At 36.8% G+C, this 20,390-nt stretch carries 17 protein-coding genes; all 17 read left to right on the forward strand.

Annotated elements, in window-relative coordinates; genetic code table 11:
- The first annotated feature begins 38 nt into the window (after window positions 1–38).
- The 17 genes from CUU59_RS02320 to CUU59_RS02400 all read left to right on the forward strand — a co-directional run bounded on the left by CUU59_RS02320 (window position 39) and on the right by CUU59_RS02400 (window position 20,383).
- Window positions 39–1,049, forward strand: coding sequence for a C40 family peptidase (locus CUU59_RS02320; protein WP_099950404.1), 1,011 nt, complete (start codon window positions 39–41; stop codon window positions 1,047–1,049).
- A gap of 14 nt (window positions 1,050–1,063) precedes the next feature.
- On the forward strand, window positions 1,064–1,912 hold the full coding sequence (locus tag CUU59_RS02325; protein ID WP_075573832.1) for a bifunctional 5,10-methylenetetrahydrofolate dehydrogenase/5,10-methenyltetrahydrofolate cyclohydrolase: 849 nt from the start codon (window positions 1,064–1,066) through the stop codon (window positions 1,910–1,912).
- 237 nt (window positions 1,913–2,149) lie between these two features.
- Window positions 2,150–4,276, forward strand: coding sequence for an ATP-dependent helicase (locus CUU59_RS02330; RefSeq protein WP_099950405.1), 2,127 nt, complete (start codon window positions 2,150–2,152; stop codon window positions 4,274–4,276).
- A 1-nt stretch (window position 4,277) separates the two neighbouring features.
- On the forward strand, window positions 4,278–6,266 hold the full coding sequence (gene ligA / locus CUU59_RS02335; protein WP_099950406.1) for an NAD-dependent DNA ligase LigA: 1,989 nt from the start codon (window positions 4,278–4,280) through the stop codon (window positions 6,264–6,266).
- Window positions 6,263–6,532, forward strand: a complete 270-nt coding sequence (locus CUU59_RS02340) for an Asp-tRNA(Asn)/Glu-tRNA(Gln) amidotransferase subunit GatC (protein WP_099950407.1) — start codon at window positions 6,263–6,265, stop codon at window positions 6,530–6,532. Before ligA ends, CUU59_RS02340 begins: the two co-directional genes overlap by 4 nt.
- Complete coding sequence (gatA, locus tag CUU59_RS02345; RefSeq protein ID WP_099950408.1) at window positions 6,532–7,932, forward strand: Asp-tRNA(Asn)/Glu-tRNA(Gln) amidotransferase subunit GatA; 1,401 nt, start codon at window positions 6,532–6,534, stop codon at window positions 7,930–7,932. The genes CUU59_RS02340 and gatA overlap by 1 nt, the downstream gene beginning before the upstream one ends.
- Window positions 7,932–9,350 (forward strand): Asp-tRNA(Asn)/Glu-tRNA(Gln) amidotransferase subunit GatB, encoded by a 1,419-nt coding sequence (gene gatB, locus CUU59_RS02350; RefSeq protein WP_099950409.1) that lies wholly within the window; start codon window positions 7,932–7,934, stop codon window positions 9,348–9,350. Before gatA ends, gatB begins: the two co-directional genes overlap by 1 nt.
- 126 nt (window positions 9,351–9,476) lie before the next feature.
- Window positions 9,477–11,597, forward strand: coding sequence for an N-acetylmuramoyl-L-alanine amidase (locus CUU59_RS02355; RefSeq protein ID WP_099950410.1), 2,121 nt, complete (start codon window positions 9,477–9,479; stop codon window positions 11,595–11,597).
- The gene (rdgB, locus tag CUU59_RS02360; protein ID WP_099950411.1) at window positions 11,597–12,172 is read left to right on the forward strand and encodes an RdgB/HAM1 family non-canonical purine NTP pyrophosphatase; all 576 of its coding nucleotides are present in this window, start codon (window positions 11,597–11,599) and stop codon (window positions 12,170–12,172) included. The genes CUU59_RS02355 and rdgB overlap by 1 nt, the downstream gene beginning before the upstream one ends.
- A gap of 269 nt (window positions 12,173–12,441) precedes the next feature.
- A complete protein-coding gene (locus CUU59_RS02365; protein ID WP_099950412.1) occupies window positions 12,442–13,329 on the forward strand; it encodes an ABC transporter ATP-binding protein in 888 nt (295 codons plus the stop codon).
- A complete protein-coding gene (locus CUU59_RS02370) occupies window positions 13,329–14,081 on the forward strand; it encodes a hypothetical protein (RefSeq protein WP_099950413.1) in 753 nt (250 codons plus the stop codon). The genes CUU59_RS02365 and CUU59_RS02370 overlap by 1 nt, the downstream gene beginning before the upstream one ends.
- On the forward strand, window positions 14,081–14,455 hold the full coding sequence (locus CUU59_RS02375) for a GntR family transcriptional regulator (RefSeq protein WP_099950414.1): 375 nt from the start codon (window positions 14,081–14,083) through the stop codon (window positions 14,453–14,455). Before CUU59_RS02370 ends, CUU59_RS02375 begins: the two co-directional genes overlap by 1 nt.
- Complete coding sequence (locus tag CUU59_RS02380) at window positions 14,430–15,134, forward strand: ABC transporter ATP-binding protein (RefSeq protein WP_099950415.1); 705 nt, start codon at window positions 14,430–14,432, stop codon at window positions 15,132–15,134. Before CUU59_RS02375 ends, CUU59_RS02380 begins: the two co-directional genes overlap by 26 nt.
- Window positions 15,134–15,913, forward strand: coding sequence for a hypothetical protein (locus tag CUU59_RS02385; RefSeq protein ID WP_099950416.1), 780 nt, complete (start codon window positions 15,134–15,136; stop codon window positions 15,911–15,913). Before CUU59_RS02380 ends, CUU59_RS02385 begins: the two co-directional genes overlap by 1 nt.
- Before the next feature lie 264 nt (window positions 15,914–16,177).
- Window positions 16,178–18,187 (forward strand): peptide ABC transporter substrate-binding protein, encoded by a 2,010-nt coding sequence (locus tag CUU59_RS02390; protein ID WP_099950417.1) that lies wholly within the window; start codon window positions 16,178–16,180, stop codon window positions 18,185–18,187.
- Window positions 18,188–18,272: 85 nt separating this feature from the next.
- Window positions 18,273–19,220 carry an ABC transporter permease gene (locus CUU59_RS02395; protein ID WP_099950418.1) on the forward strand — a complete coding sequence of 316 codons (948 nt, stop codon included), beginning with the start codon at window positions 18,273–18,275 and terminating at the stop codon, window positions 19,218–19,220.
- Window positions 19,220–20,383 carry an ABC transporter permease gene (locus CUU59_RS02400; protein WP_099950419.1) on the forward strand — a complete coding sequence of 388 codons (1,164 nt, stop codon included), beginning with the start codon at window positions 19,220–19,222 and terminating at the stop codon, window positions 20,381–20,383. Before CUU59_RS02395 ends, CUU59_RS02400 begins: the two co-directional genes overlap by 1 nt.
- The last annotated feature ends 7 nt before the right edge of the window (window positions 20,384–20,390 follow it).

Below are 20,390 nucleotides of genomic sequence, written 5' to 3' on the forward strand. Positions count from 1 at the left end.
ATTTTGATATAATTATTTTGTTAACTAAAGGAGGATTTATGAACAAGTTTTTAAAAGGGACAATAAAGCTTGTAGGAGCAATTTCTATTCTAGCTTTATCCACTTTCGATACAGGTACTATCATAAATAATGTTGATGTAAAAACAAAAGATAATTTAGTTATTAACTTTGTAGAGGGAGAAGAAGTTGAAATATTAAAGGAAACTCCCAATGGATATGTCATTCAAAAAGACAACCAAACTGCAGAGCTTGATGGCGAAAATATTATTCAGTTCAATAAAAAAAGCAATGAATTTACCGTTAGAAGGTTAACAGCTTTAAAAGATGATAAGGCTAGTGACCAGGTAAAAAGACAATTGCTTGAAGGCGAATCTATTATTGTTCAAAAAAACGAAGGTGAATACTCGTTTGTTTTAACCACAGATAATTTAACAGGTTATGTATTGTCAAGTGACTTGGACAAAGAAGTTGTTTCAAATGTTGTAACAGGTGAATTACTTGGTTTGATACAGCTAATTGATGGGACAACTCTAGAAGTGGGTACTCCTGTTGTCATTAATGGATTTGCAGACGGGAATTTTACTGCAAGTACAAAAGATAAGAAGGAATTTATTATTGCAAAACAATTTGTAAAAATTGTAAAGGATAGATTATCTAGGGCTGCTAACAGAAATCCAAGTTTAGAAAATGACGTAGTTGCAATAGCACAAACTAAATTAAACACACCATATGTTTATGCAACTGCAGGTCCAAATTCTTTTGACTGCTCAGGTTTTTCAACATGGGTTTACAAGCAACTTGGAGTTAAATTGCCAAGATCAAGCGCATCTCAATCAGGTTTTGGCCAATTGGTGAATAGAAATGACCTGGTTCCTGGAGATTTAGTTTTCTTTAACACTTCAGGTAGTGGAGTAAGCCACGTTGGAATTTATATTGGAAATGATAAATTTATTCATGCCGCAAGCGCTCCGTATATGAAGGTTATGATCAATTCTCTAAGTGAGAAATATTATAACGCCCGTTACGTTTGCGCTAGACGCGTTTTATAATTTAAGGAGATTATATGAAAGAATTAAGAGGCAAAGTTGTTGCTGATCAAATTAAAGAAGGCTTATCAAAAGATATAGAAGAATTAAAAGCCAAGGGTATTAATCCTACAATTGCTGTTGTAAGGGTTGGCGAAAATGATTCAGATATTTCTTACGAAAGAGCTATAGTCAAAGCTTCAGAAGCTATTGGCTTGTTGGTAAGGCTCGTTACTTTGAAAGAATCGACCACAACAGAAGAATTGGAAGCTGAACTTGTTAAGTTAAACAATGACAAAGAAGTTCATGGAATTTTAATGTTTAGACCACTTCCAAAGCACATTGACCAAGACAGGATGCAAAATATTATTGTAGCTGAAAAAGACGTTGACGCTATGAACCCTATAAATCTAGAAAAGATTTTTGAAGGCGATCCAACAGGACTAGAACCTGCAACTCCAAGAGCAGCTGTTGAAATGATCAAAGGACACGGCTATGAACTTGAAGGTAAGGACGTTGTTGTAATCAATAGGTCAATGGTTGTTGGTAAGCCACTTTCAATGATGCTTTTACAAGAAAATGCCACAGTTACTATTTGCCATTCCAGAACCAAGGATTTAAAGGCTCACACAAAAAGAGCTGACATAGTTGTAACTGCTTTGGGTAGACCTGCCATGCTTGATAAGTCTTACTTCACAGAGGACTCAATTGTAATTGACGTCGGAGTAGGCACAACAGCGGATGGCAAGTTATCAGGCGACGTAAACTTTGACGATGTTAAAGATTTTGTTGCAGCGATTACTCCAGTTCCACGTGGAGTTGGATCTATCACCACAACAATTCTTTTAAGCCAAGTTGTAAAAGCTTGCAAAAATCAAAATAAATAAGCAATTTAAAACTGCGGATTAGCCGCAGTTTTTTTGTGCCCTTGTTTTCAATTTAAAATTTATTGTTCAAAGTGTTTTTGTAGATAGATTTAAATAAAATATTTATTTAAAATGAAAGTAAATTTTAAATTAATATGCAATTTATAAGCTGGCTGAAATTTTCATGGACCTGCTTTTTTCTTGACTTAAATTCCTATAAAAAGTATAATGAATATGATTATATTTAAAGGAAGGCATATGGATATAAAAAGTTTATTAAACACAAATCAATACGAAGCTGTAATGCAAACTGAAGGGCCAGTCTTGGTTTTAGCCGGGGCTGGAAGTGGAAAAACACGGGTTGTTACATACAAGCTCGCACATCTTATAAATGATTTGGGCGTTAGCCCTTATAATATTTTGGCTATTACTTTTACCAACAAGGCTGCCAACGAGATGAAAGACCGGGCTTCTAGTATTTTAAACAGACCTGTAGATGGGCTTTGGATAGGGACCTTTCATAGCATATGCGTTAGGATTTTAAGGAAGCATTATTCATCATCTTTTACAATTTATGATACTGCTGATACCACAAATTTAATTAAGAGAATTATAAAAGATTTTGACTACGATACCGACACTTTTAAAGCATCGTCAATTAGGTATGAGATTTCAGATTACAAAAACAGAGGCAAGGGAGTTCATGAATACTTGACCGATGCTGGCGCTGATTATTATAGGGAGAGAATTGGCAGGGTTTTTGAAGAGTACGAAAAGAGGCTGAAGGAGGCAAACGCCCTTGATTTTGACGACCTGATCTTAAAAACTGTTCAGATTTTAAAATCTAACAGCCAGGTTAGGGAAGAGTACTCAAAAAAATTCGAGTATGTTTTTGTAGATGAGTACCAAGACGTTAACGACATCCAATACCAATTTGTAAAACTGATTTCCAGCTACCACAACAATATCACTGTTGTGGGTGATGAAAATCAAAGTATCTATGCCTTTAGGGGGGCTAATTTAGAAAATATTTTAAATTTTGAAAATGATTTTAAAGATGCCAAGGTTATATATTTAAACGAAAACTATAGGTCTACAAATCAAATTCTAAATGCAGCCAACCACCTGATTGCGAATAACTATCAAAAATACAAGAGGGACTTGTTCACATCCAGGGAATCCGATGATCAAGTTGTCTTTATAAATTTGCCCAACAATAGCGACGAGGCATTTTATGTTGCAAATAAAATTGAAGAGCTCAACCTAAAGGGTGTTTCCTATAACGATATAGCGATTTTATATAGGACCAACGCCCAGTCCAGGAATTTTGAAGATATATTTTTGAGGTCTTCAATACCTTATGAGATTATAGGTGGTTTAAGATTCTATGACCGCAAGGAAGTAAAGGATGTAATTGCTTATTTGAGGCTCTACGAAAATCCTTATGATACAGTTAGTTTTGAGAGGATTATAAACACACCACGTCGTGGAGTTGGAGAGAAGACTCTAACTGAGTTTTTGAATGCCAAGACCTACACGGGAGAAGATTTCTTTGCAATTATAACCAATTCCAACAATAAAAAAGCCGCGGACTTTGGCAATAAAATGCTTGAGATTATGGACAATAAAAATCTTTCTTTAATGGATAGGGTAAAGGCTATAGTTGATGGATCAGGATATTTGGATAGCTTAAGGCTTTCAAATGCAGTTGAAGACGAATCAAGGGTTCAAAATATCGAAGAGTTTTTAACTTTTGCTGAAGAGTATTCACAGACTCATGAAGACGCAAGTCTGACTGACTTTTTAGCAGAAATATCTCTATTATCAGATATAGATTCCAAGAGCGAAGATGATAAGATAACCTTGATGACTGTTCACTCTTCTAAGGGTTTGGAATTTAAAAATGTCTTTGTAGTTGGTCTTGAAGAAGGGCTTTTTCCATCTTCCAGGTCAATGGATTCTGAGGAAGAGGTAGAGGAAGAAAGACGGCTAATGTACGTTGCCATTACCAGGGCCAAGGACAGATTGTTTTTAACTTCGGCTGATGAGCGAATGATGTACGGCAATGTTATCTATGGCAAGCCCAGCCGTTTTGTAGAAGAAATTGAAGACTATATAGACAGACAAGAGAGTGAAAAGAAGGCTCCGATAAAAACACAAAGCTCTCCAGGCAGGACTATACTTACAACTGGTTATAAGCCAATGAAGTACAATAGTCCATCTGCAAATTCTGCTGATATTGGAACTGGAGATTTGGTTGAACACAAGCTTTGGGGTGAAGGACGAGTAGTTAGCAAAAATGGAGATGACATCACAATTGTATTTAACTCCAAGGGCTTGAAAAAATTAAAATTATCGCTCGCTCCAATTAAAAAGAAGGTGTAATATGGATTTTAAAATTAGAATGAGAGAGCTGGTGGACCAGTTAAATGAATACAATTACCACTATTACACTCTGGATGATCCAATTGTTACGGATAGTGTTTACGATAAATTATACAGCGAGCTTGTTGACCTGGAGCACAAAAATAATTTTAAATTTGATGACAGCCCGACTCAAAGGGTTGGAGGAGACCTTTTAACAGAATTTGAAAAATACACCCACAGGGCCCAGCTTTGGAGTCTTGGCAAGGCTCAATCCTTTGAAGAGCTAAGGGCTTGGGATGAAAGGTGCAAGAGAGAAGTGGCAGCTTATAATGAGGCAAATCCGCTTGCTCCCCTCCCTGAAGTCGAGTATGTAGTTGAATATAAATTTGACGGTCTTACCATAAATTTAACTTATGAGGACGGCAAGTTTGTAAACGCTGCAACTCGTGGAAACGGAATTATTGGGGAAAATATTACCAAGCAGGCACTTACTATAAAAAACTTTCCCCTGGCTATAAATTTTAAAGGCCTTATGGAAATCCAAGGCGAAGGCTATATGCCACTGGATGCTTTTGATAATTATAATGCGACTAATGAGATTCCCCTTAAAAATGCAAGAAACGCGGCTGCTGGTGCCCTTAGAAATTTAAATACGACCGAAACGGCCAAGAGAAACTTAAAAGTCTTCACTTATAACATAGGTTACATCGAAGGAAAAACTTTTAAGACTCACATGGAGGCCTTGGAGTTTTTGCAAAGGGAAAAGTTTCCAGTAAATCCTTATCACAAATTGGTAAAGACAATTGACCAAGTGATTGACGAAATTAATTTTATAGACGAATCCCGCCACCAACTGAATTATTTGACAGACGGAGCAGTAATAAAGATAAATGATATTAGGACCAGGGAAATCCTTGGCTTTACAAATAAGTTCCCCCGCTGGGCCCTGGCCTTTAAGTTTGAAGCAGAAGAAGTTCAAACTAAGCTCCTGGATGTGACTTGGAATGTGGGCAGGACTGGCAAGGTAACACCTGTTGCCAGCCTTGAGCCAGTGGAAATTTCTGGGGCCATGGTGCAAAACGCAACATTAAATAATGTTGGCGATATAAATCGCAAGGGCGTTAGGATTGGTGCGGATGTAATTGTAAGGAGGTCAAATGAAGTTATACCCGAGATAATGGGGACCATTGGCGATCTTGCTGGCACTAAGGAAATTGAAATACCAAGTCATTGCCCATCTTGTGGGACTGAACTAAAAGAAGTGGGGGCCTATCTGATCTGTCCAAATTCAACTTATTGCAAGCCACAGATTGTTTCTAGGATTGAGCACTTCTGTAGCAGAAATGCTATGGACATAGAGGGCCTCAGCGAAAAAACTGCCATGAGCCTAGTCGATGTTTTGGATATATCAGTCGTATATCAACTTTATGACTTGGATAAGGAATCGCTTTTAAAATTGCCCCTCTTTGGAGAAAAGAGAGCGGATAATTTACTGGCGGCCATAGAAAAATCCAAGCTAAGAGACTTGCATAGATTTTTATTTGCCCTAGGGATCCCAGAGGTTGGAGAGAGGACAGCTAGGGATATTTCAATTAAGTTTAAGACCCTTGATAATATTATAAACTCGACTTATGATGAGCTTATAGAAGTTGAAGGGGTTGGAGATATAATAGCAAAAAATATTTTGGATTATTTTGCCAGACCCGATATAATTGAAATGCTAGATGAGTTTGATAAGCGTGGAGTAAACACTATCGAACGCGAGGACGCAGAGACTAGCGAAGGCTATTTTAGCGGCAAGACGGTGGTAATTACAGGTAGCTTTGAAAATTATAAGAGGGATGAATTAAAGGCTATAATTGAAAGTCAAGGAGGCAAATGCACAGGCTCTGTTTCCAAGAATACAGACATTGTTTTGGCAGGCGAAAAGCCGGGATCAAAGCTGGATAAGGCGAGGGAACTTGGCATTAGAGTAATGGATATAGATGAGTTTTTGGAGGTAAAATGAAGGAACAAGAATTTAAAGATATATGCAAACTTGCACGCATAGAATATGAAGACCATATGTTTAAAGGTTTTAAATCAGCACTTGATGTTATCATGCATGTAAGTGATTTTGATGGAGACTTGGAAGTTGATTACAATATAAACTCTCCAGAGGTAAAGCCAGATGCGGACCAGCCACAAGCAGGCCTAACTAGTGAAGAAGCTTTGCTAAATGCAGACAGGAAAAAATATGGCTATTTTGTTATTAATAAATATGTAGGTGAATAATGAGAAATTTAACAGAAACTTTAGATTTAATTAATTCAGGAAAGCTATCTCCAGAAGAGCATTTATCAGAGGTCCTGGAAAATATAAAAGAAGATGAAAATATAAATTCTTTTATCAGCTTGGGACTAGAAGCCGCTAAGGAAATGGCAAAAAATTCTAAGACTGGCCCACTAAGGGGTGCTGTAGTTGGCATCAAGGATAACGTAAATGTGAAGGGCATGAAGACAACTTGTGCTTCAAAGATTTTAAAAGATTTTGAAAGCGTTTTTGATGCTGATGTGACCAAGAGCATCAGAAATTCAGGGGCAACTATACTGGGCAAATTAAATATGGACGAGTTTGCCATGGGTTCTTCCAACGAGAGCTCATACTTTGGCCCAGTTAAAAATCCTTTGGATAATTCACTTGTGCCAGGGGGCAGCTCAGGCGGTTCTGCTGCTGCAGTTGCCATGGGCTTTGTGGACGTGGCTATTGGTACTGATACTGGCGGCAGTATTAGGCAGCCTGCTAGTTTTTGCTCAGTTGTTGGTATTAAACCGACTTATGGGGCAGTGTCCAGGTACGGTGTTCAAAGCCTGGCAAATACCTTTGATACTGTAGGCACACTTGGCCGTTCAGTTGAGGACGCTTATTTGTTCCTACAAAATATTGCCTGTGACACACAAAATGATATGACCAAGATTAAGGTTGATTTGCCAGACTTATACAAAAGTCATGACCAGGCTATAGAAAATTTGAAGGGCAAGAAGATTGCCATCTTTAAAAACTTTGATGACTTTGATTTTGAAGACGGCGTAAGAGATGCTTATGACAAATCCATTAAAGCCCTCCAAGATGCAGGGGCAATTATTGTGGAAGATGAGTTTAAGTATTTAGACTTTGCCGTTGCCGCTTATTATACCCTTGTGGCCGCTGAATGTTCAAGCAATATTTCCAGATTTGATGGGATTAGGTATTCAGGCATAGATTATACTGGAAGTATTGAAGATTACATGACCAAGGTTAGGTCAGAGGGCTTAAATGAAAGTGTAAAGCGCAGGGTTTTACTTGGCATGTATATTTTGTCCAGCAAAAATAAAGACCAAATTTATGGCAAGGCTTTGAAAATCAGACAAGCCATTAGAAATGATTACGACAGGATTTTTAAAAATGCTGACGTAATTTTAACTCCTACTGTCAACGAACTTGCCTTTAAACTTGGCAGCAAGACCACAGATCCAAAGAAGATGATGGAAGGCGACATACTTTCAGTTTCTCCAAATATGGCAGGACTTCCTGCAATTTCTGTTCCATCAACAAGCGAAAGAAAGATAAATGCTGGTATGCACTTTATTGGAAATAAAAAAGATGATGCAAATTTGGCAAGGATTGCCATGGCATACGAAGGGTTGGTGAAATAATGAAAACTTTAATTGGATTAGAACTCCACGTTGAATTAAAAACTCAAAGAAAGATGTTTTGCAAGTGCAAGTCAGCTTTTGGCGATGAACCAAATACAAATGTTTGCCCAGTTTGCCTTGGTATGCCGGGCGCCCTTCCTGTTATAAACGAATTTGCTATTGAACAGGCCATTAGAGCTGGCCTTGGCTTAAATTCTGAGATTGCAAAGGTCATCAAAATGGATAGGAAAAATTATTTTTATCCAGACTTGGTCAAGGGTTATCAAATCTCCCAAGAGGATACGCCGATTTGTGCTGGCGGCTATGTAGAAATCGAGGTCGATGGCAATAAAAAACGCATACACCTGGAAAGGGCTCATATAGAAGAGGACACTGGCAAGGCCAATCACATGGGAGACATTACACTTATGGACTACAACAGGGCAGGCCTTCCACTAATAGAAATTGTTACCAAACCAGAAATCGAAAGTGGTAAGGAAGCCAGAGCCTTCATAGAAGAACTCAGAGATATATTAACAGAGCTCGGCGTTTCAGACTGCAAGATGGAAGAAGGGTCTATGCGTGTTGACTGCAACTTTAATATTGTCGATGGCGATTTTAAAACCGCTATAACAGAGGTAAAAAATATAGGCTCAACTAGCGGCGTTGAGATGGCCATGAACTACGAATTCAATCGCCACAAGGATTTGCTTGCCAAGGGCGAAAAGGGCATCAGAGAAACTAGGCGTTGGGACGAAGAAAAGCAAGAGACTGTTGTCATGCGTGTAAAATCTGAATCCAACGACTACAGGTTCCAGTTTGATGGCGACATTCCAATTTTACCTGTTGAAGAAGAGCTTATAAAAAACATCAAAGATAATTTACCAGAATTAAAATCTGAACGCAAGGAAAGATTAATCAAGTCCTATGACTTAAGCGATTACGACGCTGGCATAATTTCAAATGATAAAAACTTGTCAGAATATTTTGAATCCATTTCCAAAGAAGTGGGCGATGTAAAGCTTGTTGTAAATTGGATTATGAACGAATTCTTAAGAAGAATCAATGATTTGGAAACCACAATTGATGACTTGAAGTTTGAAAAAGCTGACTTTGTAAATCTATTAAAATTGGTAAAAGAAAATAAAATCAACAACAACTCTGCAAAAAAAGTTTTCAGAGAAATGTTTGAAGATGGGACCAGTTCAGAAGAAATCATCAAGAGGGACAACCTTCTCCAAGTTAGCGATGATGGTGCTATTGAAAAGTGGGTTGCAGACGTTATGGAAGCAAATCCAGAGTCAATTACAGACTATCACAATGGCAAGGACAGGGCCCTGGGCTTCTTGGTAGGTCAGGTTATGAAGGCCTCCAGGGGTAAGGCTGATCCAGTTCTGGTTAACAAGATGATTTTAGATAAATTAAATGAAATGAAATAGCATATAACCATGTAAGGAAATTTTCTTGCATGGTTTTTATTTACAAAAAATTAAATTATCCCTGTAATATGAACTTAATTTGCAATTTAACTTAGAATAATGTAAAATTTAATACATGGAGGCACTATGATTAGGAAATTTTTTAAGTATTTTATATTTTTAATTTTAACATTTTCTTTATGCATGCAAATCGATGCGGCAAAGTTAAATATAGATGGACAAGATAGGGAAGTATTAAATGTAAACATTAGTATAAATGGCCAAGCTGCCAACAATAATTTGCCTGTTTTTGTTGTCAATGAAAGGACCTATGTGCCTGTTAGATTTGTAAGTGAAAGTCTGGGCTACAAGGTTATATGGCTCCAAAATACTTTTACAGTTGAGATCAGGGGAGCGGATAAAAAGATGTGGTTTCCTGTTGGCAAGGCCCAAGTTAATTTGGGCGCTGGCCTAATCAATACTCCTGATGGGGTTAAGGCGTCTATTGTTCGCTTGCCAGGGTACACAGATGGTTTTACTTATGTGCCGGTCAGATTTATTGCTGAATATATGGGTCAAAAAATTGACTGGGACCAAGCGACCATGACTGTAAAGATTGGTCAAGGCAATGCTGTGAAAAATCCAGACCTTCTTGCAGAGGACGAAAAGCCTGAAGTGGATGACAATAAGGTTAATCCAAAAGACAATTTAAATGAAGATAATAAAAATGAGGATAATACTAAGCCCGCTAACAATGCTTGGGTAAATCTCATTAATGTTCAGACCAGTGGCGAAGAAGAATCCACTCCGAAGATGTATTTTAATTTTGATGGCAAGATGGACTACAAGGTTATTTCTAACAACGGCTCTAAAATTATATTTATCCCAAACGCCCAAGCTGATTATAGATTTTTAGGTAGTTTTAGGTCTGCTCTAAAAAATTCGCCATCATATAATATTAGTCAAAAGCCAGATGGCATAGAAATTGAATTTGTAAAAGCCCAAGATGGGATTAATCTTTATATGGAGGATGGAAATAAAACTTTGGCTGTAATCGATGCTCATTTGTTTAAAGGCTTACAAGTTGCTGATCACAATGGCAATAGGGCCTATGTTTTAAAGGGCATGGGAAAGCAGCAGTATAGAAAGTTTGAATTTGAAAATCCAAAGAGAGTTGCACTGGACTTCCTTGACTCTGAACTTGAGGGTACAAATTACGTAGAGTTTCAAGAAGCTATTGGATTTATATCTAGCGTTAGGATGAGTCAGTTTGTCCCTGACAAAAACTATGATCCAAATGACAAGATTTTGCGTGTGGTCTTTGATATAGAAGATGGAATTAAGTATCCAGACTTAAAAATAGAAACTGTAGGCGATGACCTCTATGTTTATCCAGTAGAATCTCTCTATAATTATTTTAAGTTTAGAAACAGCGGCACACAGAGGTTTATTACCATAAAGAATTATGATAAGCCGATTGATTTTACCTATGATGAAGTGGCCAACAAGATAACAGCAAGGATCGATAGGGATATTCCAGATGGAATTGTAAAATACAACGACTCTCTTGTTAGAGACTTAGTTGTTGAAAATAATATTATTACCATTAACTTGGTTCGTAATGTTCAAGTGGAAAGTTCGCTTGACCAAGACGGCAGCTCTATTAAGATTACCAGGGTAAAGACGGGTAAAAACTCAGACTATTTGATTTTGATTGACCCCGGCCATGGAGGAACTGATCCGGGCGCCAGCAATTTTGCAAAGACATATTGGGAAAAAGATTGCATCTTACCAGTACAAAGATCTTTGGAAAAAAGACTCCTGGATTTAGGCTATGTTGTTAAAAAGACAAACGACACAGTGGATTCATACATTGGTATTCACGATAGGGCCAAGATGGCCAACGAATTGATGCCAGATATATTTGTATCCATTCACGCCAATGCATCTGATTACGCTAAGCCTAATGGCATGGAAGTTTTATACGCATCTGAAGATAAAAATCCTAACAAGGAAAAAGGTCAGGCCAGGATTGCGCAGATATTTAATGATGAAGTAGCCAAGGCCACAGGACTTAATTCTCGCGGCATCAAAAATAGGCCAGAGATTGTCGTTGTGGGCAAGTCAAATGTCTCGGCTGTTTTACTTGAAATGGCATTTTTAACTAACGAAAGAGATCTGGCACTTTTAAAAGATCCAGCCTTTTTAGAAAGAGTTGTCGACGGACTTGTGTCGGCTATAGAAGTTTATTTGACGGAGTTTAGATAATGATAGTAGTAGCAAGTGGAAATGCCCACAAGATTCAAGAAATAAAAGAAATATTAAGCGATTGGCAAGTAATTTCTTACAAGGAAGCTCACCCAGACCATGAGTCACCAGTCGAAGATGGCCATACTCTTGAGGCCAACGCTTTTATAAAGGCAAATGACATAAAGGCCTTGTACGATTGCATGGTTCTTGCTGATGACTCTGGTCTTTTTTGTCAAGCTCTAGCTGGAGATCCTGGAGTTCACTCTGCCAGATATGCAGGCGAGCCTTGCAATGATAAAAATAACAATGATCTCTTGATAAAAAACCTTCAAGGCAAGGATAGGACGGCTGAATTTAGGTCGACTATTTGTTTGATTGAAGAAGATGGCAAGGCATCTTATTTTACTGGAATTTGCAAGGGACAGATAATAGACGAGCCAAGGGGCGACGGAGGCTTCGGCTATGATCCATATTTTTTACCTGATGGAGAGACCAAGACCTTTGCTCAGATGTCTGCAGGAGAAAAGAATAAAATTTCTCACAGGCGGAGGGCACTGGAGCAATTAAAAGAATATTTAAAAGATAAAAAATAAAATTTAACCACGACATCCAGTAGTGATATGATGGAGGCCGTGGTTTTTAATTGCAATGAAAATCTGTAAGTCGAATACAAATTAAGAAGCCTGCAAGCTTGAAGGAGATATTTTGATTGACTTTGTACATACAAGAAATAAAGGTGCATAATTATTTTTAAAATTTAAAAATATTTTTACATAAATTTATAAAAAACCTATTGACAAACATATAAATATGGTGTACTATGTAACTAGTTCACTAGGGACGACATGAAAGGAGGATCTTGATGGATATAATTAATACAAAAAATTTAACCATGAAGTTTAAAGACTTTTACGCGGTCAAAGATGTATCGATCGATGTTAAGAGCAATCAAATTTATGGTTTAGTAGGAAAGAATGGAGCTGGCAAGACAACTCTTATGAAGTGCTTGCTGGGTTTACTGCCAGGTTCAAACGGAGAAATTAAAATGTTTGAGACTGATAATCTTGCTGATGGCAGGAGAAGGACAGGAGCCTTGATTGAAGAACCTGGATTTTTCAAAAACTTAACGGGTTATCAAAATCTTATGTATTTTTCTAAGGCCTTTGGCATTAACGATTCAGCCGAAGTCCTTAAGCTCTTGCAACTCTTAAAATTATCCGAAGCCAAGGATAAAAAATATAAAAATTATTCACTTGGTATGAAGCAACGCTTGGGAATCGCCTTAGCCTTGATTGGTGATCCAGATTTACTCGTTTTGGATGAGCCAATAAACGGCATCGACCCAGAGGGCATTGTAGAGATGAGAAACTTATTTAAGAGTTTGGTTTACGACCAAGGCAAGACTATTATAATTAGCTCTCATATCTTGAGTGAAGTTGAAAACCTATGCGACAATATTGCCATTATAGAAAAGGGCCAAGTTATTGACGTTATAGAAAATCACTCAGCAAAAAATCAAATGACAAAATATGTCACAAGCCTATCAACAGATAATAATGAAAAGGCCAAGGAAATTTTGAAAAAAGAAAATATTTCTTTTAAAGAGGATAAAGGCCTTATTATAGAAAGTGATATAAAAACTTCTAGGCTTTTAAAACTCATGACTGAAAACCAAATCGAAATCATCGAGTTTGCCCGCAAGAAAGAGTCTTTGGAAGAATATTATCTTGAAAGATTGGAGGAAAAGTAATGTTTGATTATATAAAAGCAGAGGTCTACAGGACCAGAAAAACTTCTAACAATTGGATAATGTGGGTGCTTGGAATATTAGCTATAGGTTTGACAGTAATTTCTATGAAATCTTTTGACGATGTTCCATATAGGGATAATTTTTATTTTGGTATTGCACAAATGCTAAGTCAAATGGCTGTCTTTATATCAATATTAATTATGGGAGCAAGCTTTAAAAAAGATTTCGAAGAAAAAAATTATGTTCAAAAAGGCTATAATAGATCAAATATTATATGGGGAGACCTGGCTGTAGCAACTCTTTCTAGAATAGTTAAGGCTGTAGGCTTAACTATTCTAGTCTACTTATCATCACTATTATTTAAGGCTGACCCAGTAAATCCCCACATGGATTTAAATGATATGCTCCTAGCTGTATTTTGCATAACCCTTGCAGTTTTTGCAATGAATTGTGGGACTTATATGATTTATAATGTATCTGGCAAATCTGGTGTTGCAAGTATGCTATCCTTTTTACTATATCTATTAATACCACAAATAATGTCTGCCTTTATGGAATACGATACATTTTTGGGTAAGCTTTGCAAGCATGTTTATAATTTAACGCCGATGAATAATTTCTTTAATCTATCAAGATATTTTGAAAACGATGGATTTGAAATGAACTGGAAGTATTTTATAGCCATGCTCGTAATAAACTTTATTGTATTTAATGCAATAAGTTTAATTAGCAAAAAAAGGAAGAGATATTAATGGATTTTACAGATAGAATTCCTATCTATGTTCAAGTCCAAGACGCTATAATAAAAAAAATAATCCTTGGCGATTATAAGCCTGGAGACAAGATTCCTTCGATTAAAGATCTGGCAAAGGACTTTAAAATAAATGCAAATACGGTAAGTAAGTCGCTTACAGACCTTGAAGCCCAAGGAATTCTGGAGACCAGGCGGGGCATGGGGACATATATAGTAGAAGATAAAGAAATGATAGATGAAACTGTGGACAAGTATATAGGGTCTAGGGTTTCAGATATTATAAGAGAGTTTGAAATGCTTGGCATAAGCAAGCAAAGATTAATTGAACTAGTTAAGGAGAAGACAGATGACGACAATTCTAAGAACGACTAATCTTACAAAAAAATATGGATCAAAGACCGCCTTGGACAATTTGACATTGGAATTACAAAAAGGTGAGGTCCTTGGAGTTCTTGGACCAAATGGTAGCGGCAAAACCACTTTTTTAAAGATTGTAGCAGGTATGCACAAGAAAACATCAGGGGAAATTACAATTTGTGGTGAAGAACCCGGCATAAAAACTAAGGGCATGGTTTCATATTTACCAGATAGAAACTTCCTATATAAGTGGATGAAGATAAGTAACGCTAGAGATTTTTACAGGGACTTCTTTCCAGATTTTAACGAGCAGAGCTTTGTAAAGATGATGGAGGTTATGAACCTGGATATAAATCAAAAGATATCAAGCTTATCCAAGGGCATGCAAGAAAAATTAAATGTGGCCCTTTGCTTCTCACGCGAAGCCAAACTCTACGTACTTGACGAACCCATTGGTGGCGTTGACCCGCTTGCCAGAGATATGATTTTGGATTCTATCATAGATAGGGCATACGATAAAAAGACTATTATCATCACAACCCAACTCGTCAGAGATATAGAAAATATTTTTGACAGATGTGTATTCATTAGTGATGGAGCCACAATTTTATCAGGCAATGCCGAGGAAATTAGAAATGAAAGAGGCATGAGCATAGAAGAAACATTTAAAGAAATTTATAGGGGGCAAATATAATGGTTAAATTTTTAAAATACGATTTTAAGGGCAGTTATAAAACCCTCTTGGGCTTTATCTTAGGAGGCATAATAGGATCGACATTTATTCAAATATTTTTCTTCCAACAAAGCAATACTCTTAAAGCTTCTGGTATTGATATGCCTGTTGCACTAAAAGGAATAATAACAATTGCCAGCGCTCTCGTTATAGTATCAGTAGTAATAGGCTTTATAATTTACAGCGTAAGAATGTTTTCAAATGAGCTAAACGAGGACAGGGGATATTTGACCTTCTCGGTTCCCCAAAGCATGTATAAAATGATTTTAAGTAAACTCTTTATCGTCTTTATATGGAGTATGCTGTCAATGCTTGTGGGATTTTATTACAACATGGCCTTATCTTATCTAACCTTTGATTCAACACAAAGTGCGGCAGTTTTGATGGAAACTTTATCTGGTTTTTCAGATATTATTAGGGATATTTTTCTGGCTGGACTTGAAGCAACTTTTACAATGAGCATTTGTTATTTTGCAATTTCCTTAAGCAAGGTAACTTTTAATAACAAAAAGCTAGGTCTATTGTGGATTCCAATTTTTATCTTACTATTAATAGCAGTAAATTATTTAAGATCCTTCTTAGCCAGCCCATACATCCTCAGACCTATTAGGCCAGTAGTAAATATCTTTGGAGTCTATTATGATTATAATATGTGGAAGGTAGTAATCTTTGATATTATTTGTGGAGCCTTATTTGTAACAGGTACAACATATATACTGGACAAAAAGATTAATATCTAGATATCCTAATAAATGAAGCGAGTCGTATAAAAAACGACTCGTTTTTTATATATAAATCAAATTTTTTAAATAAATTCGAAAAAAATATTTTTTGGGAAAAGGCATAATTCCAACACTTATCCATAAATAGTTAACAAAACAGTAAAGAACATACGATTTTCGCACAAAATACCCTTTACAAAATAATTACAATGTGTTATTATATATACATCATATCTAAGAGATATGAATTATTGGTAAAACCACAAAACAAAGGAGGATTTTATGAACAAAAGACTATTAGCTATCCTAATAGCAGCAATGATGGTTATGTCATTCATGGTAGCTTGCGGCAAAAAAGATACGCCAGCAGAAGACACAAAACCTGCCACAGAAGACACATCAAAGACAGACGAAAAGACAGATGACAAAAAAGACGAAAAAGAAGACACTGAACCAGATGATAACTCAGGTGAACTTGTTAGAAGAGTTTCAGGATCAAAGATCGCTACTCTAAACCAACACGTTTACCAAACATCAGCTGAATCAGACATTTTCTTCTTTACACTAGCTGGACTTATTGGCGTTTACTATGATGAAGAAAACGACACATTTAAATTCGTTCCAGAACTAGCAGCAGAAATGCCAACTCACTCAGAAGATGGTTTACACTGGACATTCAAATTAAAAGATAATATACAATGGCCAGACGGAACACCTATCGATTCAAGCACATTTGAATATTCTTGGAAGATGCTACTTGATCCAAAGCTAAAGAACCACAGAGGCACTGCCTTCTATGGTGATATAGAAGTAGTTAACGCTAAGAAATATTGGTTGGGTACTGCAGAAGACAACATTAAGCTTCAAAAACAAAAAGAAGAAGAAGCTGCTCTAGAAGAACTCAAAAAAGAAATCGATGCTATGGCAGATGGTGAAGAAAAAGATAAGAAACAAGCTGAATACGACGAAAGAAACGACAAGCTTCAAGCTAACTATGTTGAAGTTAACGAAGAAGATTTAGCTGAAGGTGGAGCTAAATGGGAAGAAGTTGGACTCAAGTTCCCAGATCCACTAACAATCGAAGTTGACCTAGCATATGCTGTTCCAGAAGTTGACTTCTGGCTAGCCTTCACAAACGGACCTATTTCACCAGTTAGAGAAGAACTCTATGAAAAAGGTATGAACGAAGACAAAACAGAAACAACTTATGGTACAAGCCTTGAAATGCTTGACTTTACTGGTCCTTATGTTATGACAGAATGGACAAGAGACCAATATTATGAATACCACAGAAATGATAAATATCCACTTCCAGAATACTGGACAGCAGATGTTATCGAATCAAGAGTTGTTGAAGATGCTAACACAAACCTTCAATTATTCGAAAATGGTGAAACAGACTCAGCTGCTCTAGCTGGCGACAACTACACCAAATACGAAGAAGACCCACGTTTAGTATTTAACGAAAGAGAAGCTGTTTGGATGATGAACATCAATATGACATCAGACGTACCAGGCAAAGAATTCTTAACTGATATCAACTTCAGAAGAGCTATGTTCTACGGTATGAACCGTGAATCAATCGTTAATGACATTTACAAGATTGGTATCCCAATGACAACAATTGTTGCTACAATCAAAACAGCTGACGCTCTAAAGGGTGAACTCTACAGAGACACTCCAGAAGCTAAGGCAATTGAAGCTCCTAATAATGGATACGATCCAGAAAAGGCTGTTGAATACTTTGATAAAGCATACGAAGCATTTGGCAACAAGCAAATGGTTGCTGAAATGATGTACTTTGAAAACTCAGACAACATGAAGAAGATGGCTGAATTCCTAGAAAAAGAATATGAATCACTATTCGGACCAGACAGACTTGACATCCAACTACGTGCAGTTCCTTGGAACAACGTTTATGACAAGATGGAACATGGCGACTACGACCTAGGATTTGGTTCATGGGTCGGCGGTCTATTTAACCCATGGGGCTCAATGGAAGTTTATACACAAGACTTCGGTATCAAGACAGACCAATTCTATTCAGACGAATTCGACGAACTATACAGAAGAACTGTTAAGGGCGACTTAATCTTCAAGACTCAAGAAAGAATTGAAGCTCTAGTTGAAATGGAAAAAATGCTATTAGATGCACTTCCAGTAATTCCAATTTATCAATCAAGATCTGCAGTTCTATACTCAGACAGAATTCACCTATTAACCAGACAATGGGTCCCAGGCGTTGGATTTGCTTCATTCCAAGCACCACTTGATCCACTACCAGCTAACTAATATATAGTTAAAAATTATTATATTTGATTAAGAAAGGGGAGAGATTCCCCTTTCTTCAAATATATACGAGAAAGGAGAGAAGAGCGTGATTAGATATACCGCAAGAAGACTAGTACTTATGGCGATAACCTTGTTTTTCATCATATCACTAAGTTTTTTCGTTATGCACTCTATGCCAGGAAGCTTTATTCAAGATAATAAATTGCCGGCAGAAGTTAAGAGAGCCATGGAAGATAAATATCACTTGAATGAACCTTTGATGACTCAATATGGATATTTTTTAAAAGATTTTTTAAGAGGTGACTTTGGAATTTCACTAGTTATTAATCCAAAAGTTCCCGTAAATGAAGTTCTTGCAACCAAGATTCCGGTTTCAATGCAACTTAATATTTTTTCACTTATTTTTACAATGCCTATAGCCATGTTATTAGGTATATGGGCAGCTATACGAAAAAACAAACTTGCTGACCAAGTTATTTCATTTTTCATAATATTATTTATTTCAGTTCCAAGTTTTATATTCGCTACACTTATGCAATATTTCTTAGCATTTAAACTTGGTTGGTTCCCTATAATTACTACACCTGAAAAGAACCTAACATGGACTAAATTCCACTCAATGATTTTACCTATCTTGGCGCTATCATTCGGTTCAATTGCTGGTGTTGCACGTTATACAAGAGCCGAGCTCACTGAGGCTCTAAACTCAGAATACATGTTGCTTGCAAAATCAAAAGGTTTAAGCCAAGTACAAGCTACAACAAGACACGCTTTAAGGAACTCATTTATTCCACTTGCAAACATCATTATCCCAATGTTTATCCAAATCATGGGTGGATCACTTGTTATTGAAAAGATCTTCTCAATTCCAGGTATGGGTAATGTTATGGTTGACGCTATTAACGCTCACGACTTCCCACTTGCAATCGGAGTATTGTTCTGGTTCTCATTACTTAGCTTGATTACAATTTTAATCGTTGACTTAAGCTATGGTATTATTGACCCAAGAATTAGACTAGGAGGTAGAGATTAATGGCTGATATTAAAAATGTAAATCTTGACCCAAGTTTAGATATTCCAAAAGAAAAATTTGAATATGTTCACTTTGATGAAAAAATTCATGACGAAGCTATAAAGGGTGAAGCTATTGGTTTCTTCAAGGACGCTATGATCCGCTTTAGAAAGAACAAGGCTGCTCTAGTAAGTTTTATTATTATAGCGATCTTAGCTGTTATGGCTATCATTGGTCCATCACTTGGTAAGTTCACATACGACGAACAAAATGTTAAGATGACCAATATGACTCCAAGAATTTCTTGGGCAAATTCTGACTTCTTCTCTGGTATAAAAAAGAAGGAAGTTAGAGAAACTTCTATTGAAGAAAAATACAAGGATTCTTATGTTAGCACAGTAAGCACTCGTGAAATTATGGGTGTTCCAATGTCTACAATAAAGTATGACCAATATAAACAAGTAGAAATTGAAAATCCAAATCTAGAACCAAAGCCAACTTCAGTTTATTACTGGTTCGGTTCTGACTATTTAGGACGTGACTTATGGACAAGGCTATGGAGAGGTCTTAGAGTTTCATTCCTAATCTCTCTTATCGCTATGGCTGTAAATATTTTTGTAGGTATCGTATACGGTGCTGTTTCCGGTTACTATGGCGGATGGACAGACCTTATCATGCAACGTATTATTGAAATACTTGGCGGTGTTCCTTATCTAGTTATTGTTATTCTCTTTGTATTCTACTATGGACCTGGTATTGTTCCGCTAGCTCTTGCTATGTGTATGACAGGTTGGATTGGCATGAGCCGTATGATTCGTGCACAATTCTTAAAGTACAAGGAAATGGAATATGTACTTGCATCCAGAACTCTTGGTGCAAGCGATAGAACACTTATTTTTAGACACATTCTACCAAACGCTATTGGTATCATTATCACAATGGCCGCCCTTGAAATTCCAGGAGCAATATTCAGTGAATCATTCCTAGCTTATATCGGTCTAGGTATTCAAGCTCCAGAATCTTCAATCGGTGTATTGTTAGCAGATGGTCAAAAGGTTCTACTTGAACATCCACACTTAACTGTTTTCCCTTCAATTGTTATCTCAGTTATGATGATCGCATTTAACTTGATGGGTAATGGTTTGAGAGACGCATTTGACCCAACATTACGTGGTATTGAATAGGAGGATA

The sequence above is a fragment of the Ezakiella peruensis genome (assembly GCF_900215725.1).
Taxonomy (GTDB): domain Bacteria; phylum Bacillota; class Clostridia; order Tissierellales; family Peptoniphilaceae; genus Ezakiella; species Ezakiella peruensis.